This window comes from Sinomicrobium kalidii (assembly GCF_021183825.1).
Taxonomy (GTDB): Bacteria; Bacteroidota; Bacteroidia; order Flavobacteriales; family Flavobacteriaceae; genus Sinomicrobium; species Sinomicrobium kalidii.
In genome coordinates this window covers 1540343-1562622 of record NZ_CP089211.1, presented here as the reverse complement: position 1 = coordinate 1562622, position 22280 = coordinate 1540343, and the positions used below count along the sequence as shown (strand labels likewise).

Annotated in this window: 13 protein-coding genes; 7 read left to right on the top strand and 6 right to left on the bottom strand. The window is 45.9% G+C overall.

Annotated elements, in window-relative coordinates:
* Positions 1 to 172 precede the first annotated feature (172 nt).
* Complete coding sequence (gene pafA, locus LS482_RS06260; protein ID WP_437441012.1) at positions 173 to 1822, top strand: alkaline phosphatase PafA; 1650 nt, start codon at positions 173 to 175, stop codon at positions 1820 to 1822.
* Positions 1823 to 1896: 74 nt separating this feature from the next.
* Here pafA and LS482_RS06255 read toward each other — a convergent pair whose 3' ends face one another.
* From LS482_RS06255 to LS482_RS06235, 5 genes are all read right to left on the bottom strand, one after another.
* Entirely contained in the window at positions 1897 to 3363 is a 1467-nt protein-coding gene (locus LS482_RS06255; RefSeq protein WP_233030895.1) for an alpha-L-fucosidase, read from the bottom strand.
* Positions 3364 to 3389: 26 nt separating this feature from the next.
* The gene (locus LS482_RS06250) at positions 3390 to 4835 is read right to left on the bottom strand and encodes an alpha-L-fucosidase (protein ID WP_233030894.1); all 1446 of its coding nucleotides are present in this window, start codon (positions 4833 to 4835) and stop codon (positions 3390 to 3392) included.
* A 71-nt stretch (positions 4836 to 4906) separates the two neighbouring features.
* A complete protein-coding gene (locus LS482_RS06245) occupies positions 4907 to 7312 on the bottom strand; it encodes a glycoside hydrolase family 3 N-terminal domain-containing protein (protein WP_233030893.1) in 2406 nt (801 codons plus the stop codon).
* Positions 7313 to 7431: 119 nt separating this feature from the next.
* The gene (locus tag LS482_RS06240) at positions 7432 to 9024 is read right to left on the bottom strand and encodes a SusD/RagB family nutrient-binding outer membrane lipoprotein (protein WP_233030892.1); all 1593 of its coding nucleotides are present in this window, start codon (positions 9022 to 9024) and stop codon (positions 7432 to 7434) included.
* Between the two features lie 21 nt (positions 9025 to 9045).
* Complete coding sequence (locus LS482_RS06235; RefSeq protein ID WP_233030891.1) at positions 9046 to 12321, bottom strand: SusC/RagA family TonB-linked outer membrane protein; 3276 nt, start codon at positions 12319 to 12321, stop codon at positions 9046 to 9048.
* A gap of 463 nt (positions 12322 to 12784) precedes the next feature.
* Between LS482_RS06235 and LS482_RS06230 the strand changes: the two genes are divergently transcribed.
* Together LS482_RS06230 and era are read left to right on the top strand one after the other, a co-directional pair.
* Positions 12785 to 13576: a membrane metalloprotease gene (locus LS482_RS06230; RefSeq protein WP_233030890.1), complete on the top strand. Its 792-nt coding sequence runs from the start codon at positions 12785 to 12787 to the stop codon at positions 13574 to 13576.
* Positions 13577 to 13641: 65 nt separating this feature from the next.
* Positions 13642 to 14529: a GTPase Era gene (gene era, locus LS482_RS06225; protein WP_233030889.1), complete on the top strand. Its 888-nt coding sequence runs from the start codon at positions 13642 to 13644 to the stop codon at positions 14527 to 14529.
* An 11-nt stretch (positions 14530 to 14540) separates the two neighbouring features.
* Here era and LS482_RS06220 read toward each other — a convergent pair whose 3' ends face one another.
* A complete protein-coding gene (locus LS482_RS06220) occupies positions 14541 to 15035 on the bottom strand; it encodes a hypothetical protein (RefSeq protein ID WP_233030888.1) in 495 nt (164 codons plus the stop codon).
* A 129-nt stretch (positions 15036 to 15164) separates the two neighbouring features.
* Here LS482_RS06220 and der point away from each other — a divergent pair, with 129 nt between their 5' ends.
* The 4 genes from der (at position 15165) to LS482_RS06200 (ending at position 22272) form a co-directional block, all read left to right on the top strand.
* Positions 15165 to 16469 carry a ribosome biogenesis GTPase Der gene (gene der / locus LS482_RS06215; RefSeq protein WP_233030887.1) on the top strand — a complete coding sequence of 435 codons (1305 nt, stop codon included), beginning with the start codon at positions 15165 to 15167 and terminating at the stop codon, positions 16467 to 16469.
* Positions 16470 to 16783: 314 nt separating this feature from the next.
* Positions 16784 to 17344 (top strand): RNA polymerase sigma factor, encoded by a 561-nt coding sequence (locus LS482_RS06210; protein WP_233030886.1) that lies wholly within the window; start codon positions 16784 to 16786, stop codon positions 17342 to 17344.
* 258 nt (positions 17345 to 17602) lie between these two features.
* Positions 17603 to 18580 (top strand): FecR family protein, encoded by a 978-nt coding sequence (locus tag LS482_RS06205; RefSeq protein ID WP_233030885.1) that lies wholly within the window; start codon positions 17603 to 17605, stop codon positions 18578 to 18580.
* A gap of 182 nt (positions 18581 to 18762) precedes the next feature.
* The gene (locus LS482_RS06200; RefSeq protein ID WP_233030884.1) at positions 18763 to 22272 is read left to right on the top strand and encodes a SusC/RagA family TonB-linked outer membrane protein; all 3510 of its coding nucleotides are present in this window, start codon (positions 18763 to 18765) and stop codon (positions 22270 to 22272) included.
* Positions 22273 to 22280 lie beyond the last annotated feature (8 nt).

Sequence of the window (22280 nt, the reverse complement as noted above, 5' to 3'; positions counted from 1 at the left end):
CGATCTCCACCGGTACCATCGACCATATATCATCACATTTGCCCCTGTAAACATATTATCTCATTATTAGATTGGTTCGAAATTTATATAAAGAGAACCGTTAAATAAGCTATATGTAATGTGTTTTTAAGGAGAACTTTTTACATTTACAGGTCTAAAAATTCAAAACGTTATGAGAAAATTTACGGCTGCACTATTTATGATATGTGTGGCATTCGGAACCCGGGCACAATCTGACGGCACTCCCTATGTAAAACCCAAACTCGTGGTCGGTATTGTTGTGGACCAGATGAGGTATGACTACCTGACCCGATTCTGGGAGCGGTATGGCGACGGCGGTTTTAAACGCCTGATCAACGAAGGTTTTAACTGTAAGAACAATCACTTTAACTATATTCCCACCTATACCGGGCCTGGGCATACTTCGGTTTATACGGGTACTACCCCTTCGATGCACGGTATTATCGGGAACAACTGGTATGATAAGGAAAACGACAAAACGATTTATTGTGCAGGGGACGATTCTCAGCAATCCGTAGGAACAACTTCTGATGCGGGAAAAATGTCACCACACCGGATGAAGACCACCACAGTAACGGATCAACTCCGGCTGGCTACCCAACTCCGGGGGAAAGTGATAGGTGTTGCGATCAAGGACAGGGGGGCTATTCTTCCGGCGGGACACGCCGCCAATGCTGCTTACTGGTTTCACGGCAAGGACGAAGGGAAATGGATAACCAGCTCTTACTATATGGACAAGCTCCCTGAATGGGTAGAGAAATTCAATAATTCGGGGAAGGCAAAAGAATATATGACTACCTGGAATACACTATATGATATAGATACTTATGTGGAAAGCGGTCCGGATGACAATCCCTATGAAGGAAAGTTCAAGGGAGAAAAAACACCTACTTTCCCCCACGAACTGAAAAAACTGGAAAAATATAACGGGGGATACGATCTCCTGAAATCTACCCCCTATGGTAACAATATCACTACTGATTTTGCCCTTGCCGCTATAGATGGTGAGGACCTGGGGAAGGACGACATTACCGATTTTCTGACTTTGAGTTATTCCTGTACCGATTATGTAGGTCATAAGTTTGGCGTAAACTCCAAAGAAGCCCAGGATACTTATTTGCGATTGGACAAAGACCTGGCCCGTTTGCTTTCCGAACTGGACAAAAAGGTGGGTAAAGGCGAGTATACCGTATTCCTGACGGCAGACCACGGTGCGGTGCACGTCCCTTCTTATTTGCAGTCGCTCAAAATACCCGGGGGATATTTTAATATCCTCGACTTTACAGTTCATGTAAAAAACTTTGCTAAGGAAAAATATGGTGTGGACGGATTGATCTCCAATATTTCCAACAACCAGATATTTATTGACCATAAAGTAGCTAAGGAACACGATCTGAATATCCGGCATCTACAAGAAGACCTCGTAGAAGAGATCATGCAGTACAAGGATGTGGAAAAGGCCTATACGGCTTCTACATTCGTCAATGTCGAGTTTACCGAACGGCTTACGGCCCTGTTGCAAAGGGGGTATAATCAGAAGCGTTCCGGGGATGTACTGTATGTGCTGGCACCGTCGGTTATCGTATATTCCAAAACAGGTTCCACGCACGGTTCGGGACTGAATTATGACACTCACGCCCCGTTTTTGCTCTATGGTAAGGGAATAAAGAAAGGGGAGAGCACGGAGAAAGAAACCCATATCAACGATATTGCGCCTACCATATCTGCATTGCTCGGTATAGCTTTCCCGAGCGGAGCTACCGGAAGACCGGTTTTTGAAGCCATGGAAATAGAAGATTAGTTTTTTACCAGAAATATAAAAGGGGTGTTATTGCGAAAATAACACCCCTTTGTCATTTTTTCCGGGAAGGATATTTAGTATACTTCGATATTGGAGATCAACGGGCATGCTTTGGCACCGGTGATGTTTACACGTATTCTGTCTGTACTTACCGTCCCTGTTTTAAGGATGCGTTTATATCCTATGGTAGTGGCTTCGGTTATCTTTTCCCAGTTATCTCCCTGGCGGGCTTCAACCGTGAAGGATTTTACCCGTTGCCCCAGGGGGATATATTCCTGTAAAAGAATATAGGAAACCTGCTGCTCTTCTCCCAGGTCTATTTCCACGAAGGCCGTAGTCGTTCCATCGTCGGTAGTCCAGTAGGTGTTCTTGTCCTCGTCAGTAACGTTGGTAGCGGCATAATCGGGCGATTTACCCCGGTAGGCTGACGCCGTTGCAGGGGCCTTGGCAGCCAGGTTGGTACGGAAGGTATCGTCGATGAGTTTTCGCCAGGCTTTCAGAGCGGCCACATCCTTTTCGTGGATCAGCCCCCTTTTGTCCGGAGGAATGTTCAGCAACAGGTTGGAACCCCGCCCCACGGAAGTGAGGTAAATGTCGAACAACTCTTCAGCCGATTTTACTTTCGTGTCTTCTTCCTTGTGATAAAACCATCCGGGGCGGATCGATACATCCACTTCGGCAGGGATCCATTCATTCCCGTCTTCGGAACCGGTAGCCAGGAGCTCGCTTATCCCGGCCTTACCGGCATACAGGGTGTCGTTGGAAATGGTATTCCAGTTGGTTTCCCCGGCCAGGCCCTCTTCGTTGCCTACCCAGCGGATATCCGGCCCGGCATCGCTGAAAAAGATCACCCGGGGTTCGGGCTGTAATTCACGGACCATGTCGAGAGTGGCGGGCCAGTCGTAATAGGTTTTCCGGTCAATATTCCGGGTTTCCTTCGCACCTCCGTAATAACCGTCCCCGCCATTGGCTCCGTCGAACCACATTTCAAAAACAGGGCCGTAGGTGGTGAATATCTCTTCCAGTTGGTTGCGGTAATATTCGATGTAAGAGGCTTTTCCGTAATCGGCGCGGTTGCGGTCCCACGGCGAGAGGTAGACCCCGAATTTGAGCCCATGGCGTTTACAGGCTTCGGAAACTTCCCTGACAATATCGCCCTTGCCATCCTTGTACGGGCTGTTTTCTATGGAGTGCTCGGTGTATTTGCTGGGCCAAAGGCAAAAACCATCGTGGTGCTTGGCCGTGAGGATAACGCCTTTGAACCCGGCCTCTTTCAGGGTGGTAACCCACTGGTCTACATCGGTTTCCGAAGGATTGAAAATAGCAGGGCTTTCATCTCCGTACCCCCATTCCTTACCGGTAAAGGTATTGGTGGTAAAGTGGATAAAGGCGTTGAGCTCCATTTCCTGCCAGGCCACCTGGGCTTCGGAGGGGACAGGGCCCACAGGGGCAGGGGGAGTAACCTTCTTTTTTTGAGTGTCGCAGGCACAGAGGGTTGTTAAAAAAACGGCCAGCGAAAGTAATTGGATACGGTTTTTCATTTGCAGGTTGATTTTGAATGAAACGGCTATTTGGTTCTGAAAGAAAATGCCAGGGCGGGAATATCCTTGCTTTCCTGTAAGGATGCAGGTAAAAATACCTTAACTCCATTCCCTGTTTTCTCCCATTTTACATTTTTCCCGGTTTGTAACAGCTTAACCCTGCTGCCTTTTTTCGGAAGGTTACCTTCCCATTCCACGGTTGCGGGAGCTGTTTTGTTTTCCGGAAGACAAACAATGGCATAGGTCTTTCTCTTTTCCGGGTTCCGGGTGAAATAGGTGTTGCCGTCATTATAATGATCCACAGTACGGGTATTGTATATGGCTTCACCGTTTTCAGACATCCAGGTTCCTATGTCTTCCAGGCGGGATACAACTTTTTCAGAGAGGGTCCCGTCTGGTTTGGGGCCCACGCCGAGGAGGAGGCTGCCTCCCTTGGCCACAACTTCGGCAAGGGAATGGATTACTTTTGCGGTAGACTTGAAGGTATCGCCGGGGACGTAGCTCCAGGCATTTCCGAGCGTCATGCAGCTTTCCCAGGGATTATCGATCTTTTTTTCCGGGATTCTCTGTTCCGGTGTCTGGTAATTTTCATAGGGGCCGTGCACGGTACGGTCTACCATGAGAATACCGGGCTGAGCTTTTCGTGCCATAGCGGCTATTTTGGGCATGTCAATATCTTGGCTCCACTCCGGGATGGGTGCTCCCCAGGAAAGGACCTCGTCATTGACGGTCTCGCGGGGACGAACCCAGCCACCGTCCAGCCACAGGATGTCCATACTGCCGTAATTGTGCATCAGTTCGGAGATCTGGTTATAGGTGAATTCCTTGAACTTGTTCCACCGCCAGGGGTTTTTGCGGATGTCGTAATTGTTGTTCCGGGTTGCCGTGGCGTATTTGGGCCACCAGTAATATTCGGAATGCCAGTCGGGCTTGGAGAAATAAGCACCGATCATAAACCCTTTTTTGCGGAAGGCCTCGAAAACGTATTTGGCAACGTCAGCACGCGGGTTATCGGCAAACGGACCGTTGGATATCTTGAAGTCGGTCTGTTGGGTGTCGAACATGTTAAAACCGTCGTGATGTTTGGTGGTAAATACGAGATATTTCATTCCGGCGGCATCGGCGGCATCGGCCCATTGCTCGGGGTTGAAATTTACAGGGTTGAACTTTTTGCTCTGTCCCCAGTACCATTTTTTATAGTCGTTGTAAGCTATGGTACTATCCCGTTCTATCCAGTCTTCGGAACAAATGGACCAGGATTCGATAATACCGGGAACGGCATAGATACCCCAGTGGATGATCATCCCGAATTTCTGGTCCTGCCACTTCTCCAGTTTTTTTATGACCAATGGGTCTTTAGGCGGCTCGTAAGTGGCAGACCGGTGATGCAGGTTGTCTTCCTGTGCTTTTCCGGTAAAGCCAAAAATAAGGCTCGTACACATTGCCAGGAGGACATTTTTATACGATATCATAGAATAATTGTTTTTATTGCTCTTAATGGAAAAAGCTGCGATTGCTTTCCGGTTGAAAAGATATGAAATTCTCATGGGTTGTGTATCTTGATGTTACGGGATATTTCAAAATTTGTGTTCAGCCTGATGTCTTCGGAAGAGGCACCGATCATGAGGATGAATTTTCCGGCTTCGGCCACCCATTCACCCCTGCTGTTCCAAAGTGCAAGGTCTTCCGGGTTCAGGTAAAATTCGAGTTCTTTTTCTTCCCCGGCTTTCAGGTATATCCTCTCGAAGGCCTTTAATTGCTTTTTCGGGGTAACTACCGAACTTACTTCATCGCGGAGGTATAGCTGAACTACTTCGTCTCCGTCAAATGTTCCGGTATTTTTTATATTGAACCTTACGCGTACCGTAAGATCATTATCGCTTTCCTCGACCTTTATCCGGAGTTTGTCGTACTCAAATCGGGTATAGCTGAGCCCATGGCCAAAACTGTAAAGGGGTTTTGCATCTTCTTCCACGTAATTGTGTTCTTCTGGGAAGAGGGTATTGTAGTAAACGGGCAACTGGCCTACGGATTTCGGGACGGAGACCGGCAACCTTCCTGCGGGGTTGTAATCACCAAAAAGCACATCGGCTATGGCGTTCCCCCCTTCCTGTCCGGGATACCAGGCATCGAGGATGGCAGGGACATTTTCAGAGGGCCAGTTAAGGAGTAACGGGCGTCCCTTGATAAGCACCAATACCGTAGGGGTTCCGGTATTTACCACGGCCCGGAGTAATTCCATCTGTTTTCCCAGCAGGTCTAAAGTAGAACGGTCATAACCTTCCCCGCTTTCCATGTCGCTGACCACTTTGGGTTTTGCATCAGGGTCTACGGTTGCCGCTCCTGTCTCGATATATTTGGTTTTGAAGTCGCGTGCGCTGGAACCGCCCAGTACCACAACGGCTACTTCAGCCTGTTCTGCTGCCCGGACGGCACCGCGAATGTCGGTTTGCGTAGTATCGCGGACGGCACAACCTTTTACATAGGTGACTTTTGCTCCGTTAGAAACCTTATTCCGGATGCCTTCCAGTACGGTTACGATATTGTCGTCGGCCTGGGGAGCGGTGTAGTCGCCAAGCTGGTTGTAGGTGTTATCGGCATTGGGACCGATGACAGCTATGTTTTTCAGGCCTTTGGAGAGGGGAAGGAGTTGCTCCTGATTTTTAAGCAGGGTGACAGATTCCCGTGCTACCTGTCTGGCCAGTGCGATATGTGTTTTATTGCGTACTTCCCTTTTTGTTTTTGCCGGGTTTACGTACGGATTTTCAAAAAGCCCCATTTCAAATTTCAGGCGGAGCACCCTGCTTACTGCCGTGTTCAGTGTGCTTTCGGAAACTTGTCCGGATTTAACCGCTTCCAGCAGGGAATTCCCGAAACCCTTACCGCCCAGGTCGGCATCGACTCCGGCATTGATGGCCGAGGAGGCGGCTTGCTGCGGTGATGCTGCTATGTGATGATCGCCCATGAGTCCTTCTATGCTGCCCAGGTCGGATACGACAAAACCTTCAAAATTCCATTCATCACGAAGCAGATCGTTAAGGAGCCAGTGATTGGCGGTGCTCGGGATGCCGTCTATAGAGCTGTATGCAGTCATTACGGAAAGTGCTCCTGCCTTTACGGCAGCCTTGAAAGGGGGGAGATAACTCTGGCGCAGTTCCCTCGGGCCCAGGTGTACGGCATTGCCGTTGTGGCCGCCTTCGGGGATACCGTATGCCGCAAAGTGTTTCAGGGTAGAAGCAACATTGTGGCCACTTTTCAGGTCATGTCCCTGGAAACCTTTGACCATGGCCTCTCCCATTTTACTATTGAGAACGGGATCTTCACCGTAAGTTTCTTCTACGCGTGACCAGCGGGGTTCACGGGCCAGGTCGAGTACCGGGCCGTAGCCTATATGACCGCCCTGTAAACGGGCTTCTTTTGCGATAACCCCGGCCATTTTTTCGATGAGTTCCGGGTTCCAGGTGCTGCTTTGTCCTATTGATGTGGGGAAAACGGTTGTGCCTATGGCCATGTGTCCGTGGGGACATTCTTCGGAGAGTAGGAGAGGGATGCCGAGGCGGGTATTTTCAACACTATATTTCTGAAGGGCGTTGGTAGCTTCTGCCGCTTGTTGGGGATGCAGTCCGGTTTCGAGTGTCTTCCGGGTCCAGGGATCGGCACGGAGTGTAGCCCAGAGCATACCGATATGTTGTTCTTTTACGGCTTTTCTGAAGGTTTCGCTCGGGCTTACCTTGTTTCCTTTTTTGGTATACATTTTCCATCCGAGCAGGGTGCTCAACTGGCCGACCTTTTCTGCTGTGGTCATACGTTGCAGAAGGTCTTCTACCCGCTGATCGACCAGTGCGGTACTGTCTTTATAAACAGGAAGCGGTGTATTGCTTTTCTGGGCGAAAGTCAGGAAGTGGCTTATGCACAGTATTATCCATATGGCATACCGGAATGTTTTCATTGTTTGCGGTTTGTACGGGAAGTTTTTTCAAAATTAATAAGAAAAGAGGTTGTAAATTCAAATAACAACCTCTTTTCGCAGTTAGTAGTTAGGGTGATGTTTAATTACTGATACTTGGGTTAATCAACATCCCAAAAAATCTTTCCATCGCGGACATCCTGATCTTGCACAGCCTGGTAATTTTCGCTGTTAAGTGTCTTTTCCTTAGTAGGGTAAACCAATCTTGTAGGAGGGGATTTAAACCCGGACAAACCAGCTTCGGGGAATGTTAATTCAGGGAACCCTGTCCGCCTGTATTCCGACCATGCCTGAATGGATTGCAGGACCCCGAAGTGAAGCCATTTCTGCTCCCATATTTTGGCCAGTTTCTCTTCGGTGGAGCCGGTATAGGCTATATTTTCTTCCGTAAGGAAGGTCTCTATGGCACTACTCCCCGGTTTACTTTCTTTACGAGCTAATAAACTGTTAATATTATTCAGGTAATAATAAAACGATATAGACTGTTTTACTGCGGTCTCATAAGCCTCTTGCGGATCCCCGCCACCCCATCGTTCATAGGCTTCGGCCTTGAGGAAATTCACTTCAGATGCAGTAATAACTATTCCGGGCAGATCCGGATTTTGCAGGAACGTCGTGGAATCAATGATGGAGTGATCCTGGTACTCTTCTTGTTGCTGATTTGAAGTATATGTTATGGGCATGGCCTTGTATTCCTCGTTCGGAACGAACACATTGTCCGTTGTCCTTCCGAATTTGTCGAATATTACCGGGACACGGGGATCGTTTGCCGGGAGCATGGCGGTATTGAGCATATAATCCGATGCGTAATATTGCGTACCTTCGGTAAAGGCGCTGTTGAGATGGTCTGTATTTGTGGTCTGAGGCTCCAGGAGTATGTCGGAAAAAGCCGGGTCATAATCTCCGGCATTGTTTCCATCCACCAAGGGATAATTCCCGCTGTTACCCAACATGTTCATTACCTCGGTTTGGGCTGTACTTTCATCTACATTGGATATACGCATAAGAAGGCGGAGCTTCAGGGAATTGGCATATCGCTGCCATAGATCTGTATCGCCACTTAACAAGATATCGTATTTGGAGAAAGAAGACGATGTACCTGCAGAAGCAAAGTAATTTGCGGCTTCTTCAAGATCGGAGATAAAACTGTAATACAATTCTTCCTGGTCGTCAAATTTCCCGTAGTTGATTGTACTTGAAGTAATAAGGCTTGCGGCCTCGCTAAAGGGGATATCTCCCCAGAGGTCTATCATTTTGGAGGCTTCGTCTATCAGGGTCACTTTACCTGCCTGCATAAATATTTCCTGTCCAGCCTTATCGGCATCGGGCAGGTTCTCGTAAGCGACCTGCATGGCTGTGTAAGTACTCATAACCCCACTGCCATTGGAACCGGACACATAAAAATCTTCCCAGTATTGTTCGGTATATCCGTCATTTTGTTGATAGACAGCATTGCTGTTTTCAAAAGTAGTGGTCTGGGCATATGTAGCGGGGTGCAGAAGTACAAATGTGCGCATATTCCAGTACTTGGGCCGTACCCGGCCGTTATCTAACATAGCGGTAAAAAAACCGGGAATACTCGGAGTGGAAGATTTTTCCGGGTCGGGGTACTTCTCCTCAAGCTGGTCTGAACATCCGCTTATACCGATGATAAGTGATGCGAGCAAACTTAATATAATGAATCTATTTTTCATGATGTTCGTTTGTTTTTTAATTTAGAATTTTGCATTCAGGGAAATACCAAAACTACGTGAGGCAGCGGTAGATCCTACGTCCACCCCTTGAGAGTACCATCTGTTGCCCAGTGGCGCTTCGGGGTCTATGTTCTCCAGGGTTCTCCATACATAGAACAGGTTCCTTCCGATAAGGGATACCCTTAAATTCTGCACATGCAGTTTTTCGGCTACTTTTTCCGGGAGTGTATACCCCAGTACTATTTCCCGCATCTTGATGTAACTGTTATCATAAACAGAACCTTTTCCGGCCCAGGAGTTATTTCCCCAATTAAAAGTGTTGAAATAGTAAGAAGCAGCATCGATGATCTGATCGTTTGGTTCTCCTGTATTGGCGTTTACACCTTCCAGCAATACTCCGTCATTATAGGTGACGCCATTTTCAGTATATGTAAGGCCGCCATGTTCGGCATCCCTGTATTGCATGGTGTTTTCCAGCATACCTGCGGCCATCATGTATTTGGTGTTGGGAGACACCATTTGCCCTCCGAACCTGTAATCCATGGAAAAATCGAGGGAGAAATCTTTATAGGAAAGGGTATTGGAAAATCCTCCTATGGCTTTGGGCATGATATTACCTGCTTTTACATACCTGCTTTGGTCAATGATATAGAGCCCGTCGTCATTGATAAGGTAGTTGCCTTCTTCGTCTGTTGCACGGGGGAGTACATAAATGTTCCCCAGTTTTTCCCCTACGGCTGCTGTAATTTTAACAGAGGCCTGATCTCCGGTATAAAATGTGAGTTCGTCTATCCCGGGCATCAGGGAATTTACTTTAGACTCGTTTACCGCAAAATTAAAACGGGTATTCCAGCGGAAATCACCGGAAACGGGAGTTGCATTAAGTGCCAGTTCAAATCCGCGGCTACCTATTTCCCCTACATTTACTATTTGACTTTTTGCACCCACAGAAGCCGCTGTCTCGAGTCCGAGAAACTGGTCTTTTACCTTGTTGTTGTAATAGCTGATGTCAAAACCTAAACGATTGTTGAGGAACTGGGCTTCCAGTCCAAATTCCATTTCGTGTTTTTCTTCAGACTTAAGGTTTTCATTTCCATACGAGTCGTCGAGGGTAAGTGAGGGTACGGAACCATTTATGGTTTGTAATGAGGTCTGGTCAAATAATATATTGGCTACATACATGGGAGGTGCATTACCCACTACTCCGTAAGAGGCCCTTAATTTACCATAGCTCATAAATTCAGGAATATTCAGGACATCGTTAAACACAAAACTTCCGTTTACCGAAGGGTAAAAATATGAATTGTTCTGTGGAGGAAGGGTAGAGGCGTATTCCTGTCGTGCTGTACCTTCGAGGAAGAGAATATCCTTATAGCTCAGGTTTAAAATACCGAGATAAGCGTATTTTAACATTTCCTGTCTCTTGTAAGTGGTAGAGAGTATGTCATAAGAGTTGTTCAGGCTGAACCAGTTTTCGGTGACCAGCCCTTTTGAAGTAGCCGAACTCTGGTCTTTATATTTTTCTGATCTGGACTGGAATCCTCCGGCCAGGGAGAACTCAAAATCATCTCCTATTTTATTGAGATAGGTGAGCAATAGATCGCCATAGAGTATGGAATAATTACCTGAAGTTGCTGTAAAGGCCCCTGTACTCTGACCAGGCGAATTAAACTGAACCGGATATTCGTTGTGCTGTTTTTTCTCTGAGCTGAGACTGGTGAAGTCGGTACCGATCCTTCCCCTGAACTTTAAGCCTTTTGCCAGTTCCCAGTTTAATGTAGTGCTGGAGAGCAAACGATTTTCTGTTTCTACATACTTGTTCCGCATTTGTTCCCAGAAAAAATTCAGGAGATTAGTAGCGCGAATGGGGTAGGTGAATTGTTCGTCTGAACGTGTGGGATCAGTGGAAATATTGTATTTATACCCGTTGGAGGTCCGGAATTTTCTTTTCATTAAACTCATGTCTTCCGTACGGCTGAAAAAACCCGCGAAGGAGCCCAGCACCTGTCCCATTTGATAAGGGCGGTTTTCGGTAATGGTATTAATGTAGTTAGCTACTACGTCCACACTTATTTTGTCATTTAGTTTCAGGGTGCTGTTCAGGGCAAAGGTGTTTTTTTCCAGCTTGTTGCCTTCCTGGGTACCCTGATAGTCCAGGCGGCTGTAAGTAACCCTGTAGTTGAGCTTGTCAGTTCTGTCCGACACTGCGAGATTTACATTGGAACTATATCCCGTTCTGTAGGCATTTTTGTAGTTGTTGGGCCTGGGAGAATAAGAACGGATGTTGCCATCCCACCACATCACTTCCTGGCCTTCCATTTTGGGCCCGAAGTTTGCATAAGCCCTGAAATTGGGACGCAAACCGGTAGGAGAGTTCGGGTCTGCGATCCAGCCCTCTTCATTAGCTCCTACTTGGAGGTTGATATCCCTGGGGTACCCAGGTCCGTAAACATTCTGAAATTTGGGAAGGAATGCCACTTCTTCCACGGTACCGTTATAATTGAGTTCAATGCCCAGACCTTCTTTTTTTACCCCTTTTTTGGTAGTGATGACAATGACTCCACTGGACGCATCAGAACCGTAAAGTGCGCTTGCACTTGCGCCTTTAAGCACATTCAGGCTTTCTATATTGTTGGGATCTATATCCAGGATACCATTCCCGCGGATCCGTTGATCGTCCCAGTAGTTGTTATTATTAGCACCGCCTGCACCATTCTGACCGTCGTTACGGATCATCACACCGTCCACAACATATAGGGGTTGTTGGTCGTAATGTAATGAGTTGACTCCTCTTATCTGTACGTTAACCGCACTGCTGGCGCCACCGGGTGCCGTGGTTATTTTTACACCGGCTGCTTTACCATATAATGCAGAGGCAAAATTGGTGTTTCCACTTTCTGTAAGTTCTTCGGCGCTTATAGAGCTTACGGCATATCCCAGGGCTCTTTCCTGTCTTTCGATTCCAAGTGCCGTAACCACTACACCTTCCAGTTCTTCTATATTCGGAGACAAAGGAACATTTATTACAGATTTTCCGGCCACCGAAATCTCTTTTTTAGTATATCCCATATTAGAGAAAACCAATACTCCGTCTTCGGAAACATTTATCGTAAAGTTTCCATCAAAGTCTGTTGAGGCTCCTGTAGTTGTCCCTTTAACCACTACATTAACCCCGGGTAACGGCATTCCATCTTCCGCATCGGTAACTACACCTGTAACCGTTTTCTCCTGTGCAAGGAGTATCTGGCTGCAGAACAGAAAAGCAGTTAATACATAAATGAATTGTTTTTTACACATGATAATTTAAAGTTAGTTTTAGAAATTAAGTTTTTTTAACAGTGATATCTTACTATTAGGTCGTTCAATGGTAAAAAAGCGATATAAATGTTATTGTAAAAATGATTATCAGGAAATTTTTTCGACCAATGACAATTCTGAAAAGCTGAAGGAAGTGTTAAGGATATGTTATTATATTATTATGTACTGAAAAAAGAACGGAAATTTTTAAATGATATTAACATTGTATTTAAATGAGTTTTGAATAAAAATGGTACGGGGAACGATAAATTTAGGAAAAGATGGAAAGTGTTTTATCAAAGATTCTATAAGCCCTTTTCTTTATAAAAAACAGTATCTGTAGAGGCTCAATGATTTATAATAATTAATGAAATTTTTATGTGTTAAGCTGGCACAGTATTCTTTATATTGCTTTTTTAACAATTCTTTCGCATCTTTACCCGGTTAACAAACCAGCGTTAATATGACAACAAGAAAAATACTGTGGTTCCTTCTGTTCACAGTTGCCGCTTTAACGGTTTCCGTAAGCTGTTCAGGTGATGATGATAATGGAGGAATGACCATTCCTGATATTGATAAGACCCTGAACCGTCAGGGTACCGGTACTTCGGCAAGAGATTTGCTTTCCGCCGAAAAATATTCCCGGATCATTCTCGAAATTGTATATGTACAGGGATATGAGCCCAATGCTACTTCGGTAAACAACCTGAAATCCTTTATCAGCGAACGTATGCACAAACCAGGTGCCATTGATGTGGAAATGACGCAGATAGCTCCCCCGGGGAATACCGAATACAGCGTTGATGATGTATTTGAACTCGAAAAGGAAGTCCGTACCAAATACAACAATGACGACCAGATAGCCGTTTTCGCTTTTTTTGCGGATAAGGGGTCGACCGAAAATGAAGATAATAAAGTGGTATTGGGTGCAGCCTATTTAAATACTTCTTTTGTGATCTATGAATCTACCATCCGGGAAATTTCCGCCAGGAGCGATACTCCCAGCCGGACCGTGATGGAAAGTACGGTAATACAACATGAATTCGGACATCTCCTCGGGCTGGTTAACCTGGGCACCGACCTGACCTCAGACCACCAGGACGAAGCCAACGGGCACCATTGCGACGTGCAGGATTGCTTAATGTATTACCAGGCAGAGACAGGGGGAAATATCTCTGATGTTATTACGGGAGGGACCATCCCGGAACTCGATCCGCAATGCATTGCCGACCTTCAGGCCAACGGTGGAAAATAATTTCCGAAAAAGAATAATACTTTGGGCTGTACTGTAGTACATGCCAGTAACCATAAACACTATTCATGTCTGTACACAAAGCAGGTTTTGTAAATATTATCGGAAACCCCAACGTGGGGAAGTCTACCCTGATGAATGCCCTTGTAGGGGAAAAGCTGTCCATTATTACCTCCAAGGCCCAGACCACACGGCACAGGATTTTCGGTATCGTTAACGGCAAGGACTTTCAGGTGGTCTTTTCAGATACGCCCGGGGTAATAAAACCTGCGTATAAGTTACAGGAATCCATGATGGATTTTGTGAAATCTGCATTTGAGGATGCGGATATCCTGGTGTATATGGTGGAAATCGGGGAAAAAGGACTGAAGGACGAAGCTTTCTTTGCAAAACTTCGAAAGACAGAATTACCACTGTTACTGCTGTTGAATAAAATAGATACCTCTTCACAGGAAGAACTGGAAAACCAGGTCGCCTTCTGGAAAGAAGAACTGCCCAATGCCGAAATATACCCTATTTCCGCATTGCGGAACTTTAATGTGCCGGAGGTTTTTCACCGTATACTGGAGTTACTTCCGGAATCCCCGCCGTTTTATCCCAAGGATATGATAACGGACAAGCCCGAACGCTTTTTTGTGAATGAGGCCATTCGCGAAAAGATATTGCTGTTCTATAAAAAGGAGATCCCTTATTCGGTGGAAGTGGAAACCGAAGAGTTCCTGGAAGAAGAAGATATCATCAGGATACGTTCGATAATTATGGTGGAGAGGGATTCACAGAAGGGGATCATCATCGGGCATAAAGGGATCGCCCTGAAAAAAGTGGGAGTGGAAGCGCGTAAAGACCTGGAGGCATTTTTCGGCAAACAGGTACACCTGGAGATTTTTGTAAAGATCAACAAAGACTGGAGGAACAGTGACAGGCAGTTGCGCAGGTTCGGGTATAACCGGAAATAGAAATAAACGCACTAATTCAACAGCACCCTGTTGTTCACAAACTCATAAAATCCGTAAATAAAAGGCCTTCCCTTTGATTTTCCCGATTTAAGGACGTAATACAAGATCAGCCAGGCGGGTATCATTAAAAAGGCAAGTAGCAGGGGGAGCACATAATTCGCCTGGGCCGACCAGTTGAGGTAAGCCCAGATGCCACAGGCAACAAAGGCTAATCCGGCAGTCAGTTGCAGAACAGATAATGTGCTCCACAATACTGACTTTGGCTCGTACCATCCGAAAAGAATGCTTCTTGATTCGTCTATTTTGTTGACTTCCAGGTGGAGTTGTGGTGACCACCATTCTTCTTCGTTTTCCGGCATGGCAATAAAAATACTATTGTCTGCCAGGGTAACTTTGTAGTCCGGATTATTAGCGCGTAAAAAGGTAGACAGGACAGCGCTCTTGTTTTTGGGAAGCTCTACCGCAAATTGCGGTGCCAGCGCAATTTTATCGCCAAGGGTTTTCATTTGTCGTCTTTTAACAGTTTAAAAGTACTGTTTTTTTCTGTAAAATCAGTAATTTTTTAAAGCTATCTGAAAGTTTCGATACACTCATAAAAAAGGAAGTGTTACCTTTGCCCCGTTAAAACTTTTCACATGAGCAATATAGTAGCTATAGTAGGCAGGCCGAATGTAGGGAAATCAACGCTTTTCAACAGGTTGATACAGCGCAGGGAGGCCATTGTGGATGCTATAAGCGGGGTAACGAGAGACAGGCACTATGGCCGTACGGACTGGAACGGAAAAGAGTTTTCCGTAATTGATACGGGGGGATATGTAGTGGGGAGTGACGATATCTTCGAACAGGAAATAGACAAACAGGTGGAGCTCGCCATTGGTGAGGCCGATGCCATTATATTTGTTGTAGATGTGGAAACCGGCATTACCGGGATGGATGAAGATGTGGCCCAGTTATTACGGCAAACGCAAAAACCGGTGTTGCTGGCAGTCAATAAAGTGGATAATACCAAACGCGAAGCCGATGCGGTAGAGTTTTATGCGCTGGGCCTTGGTGAGTATTATACCATTTCCAGCAGTAACGGAAGCGGTACGGGAGAACTCCTGGATGCCCTGGTGGAAATATTGCCCGAACGGGAAGAAAAGGAAGAAGAAGAGTTACCGCGATTCGCCATTGTAGGCCGTCCCAATGCAGGGAAATCCTCTTTTATCAATGCCCTTATAGGAGAAGACCGGTATATTGTGACCGATATTGCCGGGACCACAAGAGACAGTAACGATACCCGCTACGATCGTTTCGGGTTTGAATTTAACCTGGTGGATACGGCCGGGATCAGACGTAAGGCCAGGGTAAAAGAAGACCTGGAATTCTATTCCGTAATGCGTTCTGTCAGGGCCATTGAACACTCCGATGTCTGCCTGTTGCTGATCGATGCTACTCGCGGATTTGAAGGACAGGACCAGAACATCTTCTGGCTGGCCGAACGGAACAGGAAAGGAATAGTGATCTTGGTGAACAAATGGGACCTGGTAGAAAAAGATACCCAAACCACAAGGGAATTTGAAAAACTGATACGAGAAAATATAGAACCTTTTACCGATGTACCCATTATCTTTATTTCCGTACTCACCAAGCAAAGAATCTTCAAGGCCATAGAAACCGCGGTAGAGGTATATAAGAATAGGAGCAAAAGGATTCCTACACGAAAGCTGAACGATGTGATGCTCCCTATTATTGAACACAGACCTCCCCCGTCCAACAAAGGAAAGTATGTCAAAATAAAATTTTGTACCCAACTCCCCACACCTGTGCCGCAATTTGCCTTTTTTGCCAATTTACCGCAATATGTCAAAGACCCGTACCGCAGGTTTGTAGAAAACAAACTGAGGGAAAATTTTGGTTTCCACGGGGTTCCCATGGACATATACTTCAGGAAAAAATAGACTTCCGGATTATTAAGAATGGAATTACGACAGGTATAAGCAGCGGAACCATAATGTTCCGCTTTTTTTTGCCCTTATTTTACGTTGCTGAAATGTAGCGATGGATTTATATAATGTCAAAAAAACAACAATTTTATTGTTGTAATGGTGTTTTTTAAGGGAATAAACAGATATTTTTTTATTTTTATGACAATTAAAAATAAATTAATGAGGAGTTAACACAATATTAAACCCCATTTTTTTGAGTGTTTTGAATATTTCAATTCATTTGTTCATCCGGTTTATTAACAAAAATGAATAGAAAATCTCCCCCATTGTCTGACACGGAATTACTGGCACAGCTCAGGAGCGGAAACAGGGTCGCCTTCGAAGAAATATTTAACAGGTATTGGAACAGGTTGTTCGCTTATGCCTATAAGATCTACGAAGATGAAGCCTTGTGTGAAGATATGGTACAGGAGATCTTTATTCGCCTTTGGGAACGATCGGGGGAACTGTCTGTCAGCAATTTGGAAGGATACCTCTTCAGGGCCGTAAAATATAAACTTGCCAATTCTATAAGAGACCTGAAATTTACCGTACAACATACGGACGTCCTTTCCGGTTTGCCCGCCATGCCCGCAGTAAACGGGCAGATGGAATACCAGGAACTGGAAAAGGAAGTGTTTGTTCTGGTAGACCAGCTTCCGCATCGTTGCAAACAAGTGTTTCGCCTGAGCAGGGTAGATAGTCTTACCAATACGGAAATAGCCGAAAAGCTCGATATTTCGGTACGTACGGTAGAGACCCACATCAGCAATGCCCTGAAATACCTTAAAGTTAACCTGAATGTGGCTTCCTTGTTTTTTATAACCGTCCTGTTCTTCCTGTACTGAACTTTTTCGGCTGCCTTGCAATTAATTTTATCCTGTCCCTGTTTCATTGTAAAGCTATCTTAAGTCCTGCGTCCTGCTGTCTTACCTCTTACCTCCGATATCCGGAATAGCTTTTGTGTTTTATTATTGAAAACACAGTGTTAGAAAAAGGTTAACCACCTCCTGTCAGCTTTAACAAAACATTAAACATCTCTTTTTTTTTACTTTTCCTTTACGTGTGGATTGCTTTTTTTGTGACTTGCAGTTAAAGAGAACATCTTGAAAAAACAGGAATTTATAAAACTTGCGGAGAAATATGCCAATGGTCGTTGTACCCCCGGTGAAGCAAAGATCGTAGAAAACTTTTTTGATAAGCTTCAGGAGAGAAATCTGGAATGGGAATGGAGCGAAATGGAAAAAAGACGCTTGCGCATGCTTCATAAAATAGGGAAGCGGATAAACACTTCCGGAAACAGGCCGGCCGGTGATTACTCCCCGCTGTGGTATCGCATTGCCGGGATTGCCGCCTCCGTGGTCCTCCTTATAGGAGTGGCCGTATACTACTATTCGGGTTTTGGGAAGATAAAATATACCGAAGAAATCGCCATGAGAGGGGAAAGACGGGAAATAGCATTGCAGGACGGTACCACCGTTTTTCTGAATGCCGGGAGTTCGATGCGTTTTCCCGAAAGGTTTTCAGGCACCCGTGAGATCATACTTCATGGCGAGGCCTTTTTTAAAGTGGCGAGAGATCCCGACAAACCGTTTATAGTAAGGACCGGCAACCTGGAAACAAAAGTGCTGGGGACTTCTTTTAATATCAATGCGTATTCCGAAGAAAATATCAGGGTGAGTGTCAACACCGGTAAAGTACAGGTGGCCGATATCCGTCCTTCGGGTAAAAAGATTTTTCTGACGAGGAATGAAAAAGTAAGTTACAACGGAAACTCCGGAAAACTTGTCGTTACTGAAACCGATGCCGAAAAATACAATGCCTGGACCAATAATGTTATTGTGATGGAAGATGATACACTGAGGGAAGTGGCCGATATCCTGGAAAAATGGTACGATGTGGAAATTACCTTTGCCAGCGAGGCATTGAAAAAAAAGACCATAACAGGAAAGTACAAGGCCAACAGTATCAGGGAGATCCTGGAAAGTATCAAGTTCCTGAAACATGTGGACTACCGGATCACAGGCGAAGGGAAAATATGGATAACGGAAATGTCTAACCAACAAAAGCCCAGGCCTATGTAACATGTTACCCGAAAAACAAAAAACCCATTCCTGTTGCAGCAGAAATGGGTAACTCCAAAATTAACCGGTTGCAGCCGGGTTCTCCGCAAAAAGCGGGAATGGAGTCGGACTGATAAAGTAATTACTCCTAAATAAGGGGTTGCTTGCAGGCAGCCCCCTAAGCAAAACCTTATAGCCAGAAAATGAATACGAAACTACAAAAATTATTGTGCAAAACGATAAATATCTGTGTTTACATACTGGTGTCAGTGCTTTCCTGCACTGCCTCCCGCGCATATACTTCGGGAATACAGAATACTGAAAATGTAAGCGTCACCATCAAACTGGAGAATGCCACAATTAAGCAGTTGTTTTCCGAAATTGAAGACCAGACGGAATTTACGTTTGTCTATGATGAAAAAGTATTGAACACTTCCAGGACCTATACCTTTATTTACCCGGATAAAAGTGTAGCTGAAATACTGGATGACCTGAAATCCCGGGAAAATTTCATCTTTAAGCAAATGAACAGTACCATAACCGTAACGAGGGTGACTGTTCAGGACACGACCGTAAGCGGTGTTATAAAAGATGCCGACGGAATTCCCTTACCCGGGGCCACAGTTGTCGTAAAAGGGACTACCATAGGAACAACTTCCGACTTTGACGGGAATTTTAAAATTAATGTTCCGGAAGGAGCAACGGCCATTTTCGTGTCTTTTATAGGGTATAAGAACAAAGAAGTTCCGCTTGGCAATCGATCATTCCTGAATATTGTACTGGAAGAAGATGTCAGTTCCCTCGAAGAAGTGGTGGTTACCGCACTCGGTATTAAACGGGAAACCAAAAAGCTGGGATATGCCCAGCAAACCGTGACACCCGAACAACTTACCGATGCACGGCCAAATAACTGGTCGGAAGCATTACGCGGAAAAGTGCCCGGGCTAAAGATCAACGGTCTGGGCGGCCCGGTAAGTTCACAGCAGATCAAACTGAGGGGAGACAACTCACTTGATCCCGGAAATAACGGGGCATTGGTGGTCATTGACGGTGTACCGATACAAAATGAATTTCCCGGATCGGGTGCTTCGAACGGTTATATGGGAGGTGCGGCCAATAACGATACCCCGGTGGATTTCGGTAATGCCGTTTCCGACCTGAATCCCGAAGATATCGAAAGCATATCGGTGTTGAAAGGAGCGGGGGCCACAGCACTATACGGATACCAGGCCGCTAACGGAGCCATAATTATTACTACCAGGTCCGGGAAAAAACAAAAAGGACTGGGAGTGACCATAAGCTCCAATACCAGGTTCGACGTCATTACCCGCTGGCCGGACTGGCAATACGAATACGGCCAGGGAAGCGGCAAGGGGAGTTACCTGAAACCGGAAACGGACGGGCAGGGGAACCCGGTACCGTATCACGACAGGCTGTATTATACCTACGGAGCCTCTGAAGACGGAAAAAGCACCGGGGGGAGCAGTAGTGCTTTCGGTCCTAAATTCGAAGGACAATACTACTATCAATACGACCCCGAAGTGGAAGGGCAATCGCCTGAGCGCAGGCTTTGGCGACCGTATAAAAACAACCGGAAGGACTTCTGGCGGACAGGGGTAACCAATATTCACAATATATCCGTTCAGGGTGGTGGAGAAAAAGGAAGTATGCGTACCTCGCTGACCCATACCAAAAACGAATGGATCATGCCCAATACCGGTTTTGAGCAACTTTCGCTGTCTGTGAATGCCAATTACGAGGTATCTGATAAGATAGGGTTGAGTTCCGTAGTCAATTACCGCAACAAAATTAGTGACAATCTGCCGGGACAGGGGTACAACAATCATTCCATAGCATATTTCATGATTTTTCAGAATCCCAATGTAGATCTTGATTGGTACAGGCCCATATGGAAAAAGGGACAGGAACAGGTAGACATGATACGTCCGTATAGCAGCTATATTGACAATCCCTATGCCATGGCGTATGAAATTACCAACAGTCTGGACCAGAATGCCATAACAGGTAACCTGAAGATGGATGTGGAAATATCCCCGAAACTCAGCCTGATGCTCCGCGGGGCGCTCAATACCTATCACAAACGGATGGAACAGCGCCGCCCTTATGACATCAATCGATATAAAAAAGGATACTACAGGAAAACCGGGGTGTTTAAGAGAGAGACCAATATAGATTTTCTGCTCACTTATACCGATGAATTCTGGGAAGACCTGGACCTTACGTTCAATGTCGGGGGAAATATGATGGACTATCAGTATAACCGGCAGGACGGCTGGACCGACGGACTGGAGATCCCGGGAGAGTACAACCTGGTCAACGGCACGCAGACCTTTACCAGTGAATATGATGGAAATAATGAGGTAAACAGCCTTTACGGAATGCTGTCATTGGGATGGCAGGATAAGGTTTTCCTGGATGTTACCGGCAGGAACGACTGGAACAGCGTGCTTCCGAGAGGTAACTGGTCGTATTTTTTCCCTTCGGCGAGCCTTGGGATTATTATGAGCGAAATAGTAACCCTGCCCGAGAGCATAAGTTTTGCCAAACTCAGGGCATCCGTTGCAGACGTAGGGGGGGCAGGACAATACGGTAACCGTTACGGAACTAAAAAATACTACGGAAGAAGTGATTTTGCAGGTTCTGCGGTAGCGCCTTCCACGCTGTATAATATTGACCTCAAACCCGAAAAAACCACAAGTGTGGAGCTGGGACTGGATTTTCGCATGTTTAACAACCGCCTGAAATTGGATGCTGCGGTATACCAGACTAACACAAAAAATCAGATCCTCGACATTCCGCTGCCGGAATCATCGGGGTATGACAAGGTTACTATAAATGCTGGGGAAGTACGTAATCGCGGGATAGAACTGATGCTGGATGCCGCTCCGGTAAAATCGTCCAACTGGGAGTGGAATACCACACTCACCTGGGCCAAAAACGAAAGCAGGGTGTTGTCGCTTCATGAAAAAATAGAAGGCGGGACAATGGAATTGCTGAGTTCTTCAGGTGCCAAACTGATGGCTGTTGAAGGCGGACCGTCCGGGGCACTTTACGGCCGCGGGTTTAAGCGTGCGCCCGACGGACAGGTCATTTATGATGAAAACGGTTATCCGGAACTTACAGACGATCTTATCTATATTGGCAATACAGAACCCAAATGGGTCGCCGGATTTATCAATAGTGTACGCTTTAAGAATTTCAGGCTGAGTGCAGTGATCGACGGAAAATACGGTGGCAAGATCTATTCCCATACCCACCATAAACTCACCCAACAGGGAAAATTGAAACATACCCTCAGGGGAAGGGAAGAAGGCGAACTTGTTGGCGAAGGCGTGGTTGACAACGGCGACGGTACGTATTCGCCCAACACCAGGGCTATCCCGATTGCCGAGTATTACGATACACATTACAAGCTGGTCAATACGGAGGCCAATTCCTTTGACGCTTCTTTTGTAAAGCTCCGTGAAGTGAGCCTGGAATATGGTGTCCCTGCAAAATTACTGGAGCATACGTTTTTGAATAAACTGAGCTTCTCAGTTTACGGCAGAAACCTTGCGGTGATTTCCGATTTCCCGATTTACGACCCGGAAGTGGCCGGACTTGCCGGGGGAACCAATATGCACCCCGGGGCTGAGGTGGGGCAGATGCCCGTACCTACAGAATTTGGAATGAACATAAAATTAGGATTCTAACATAAAAG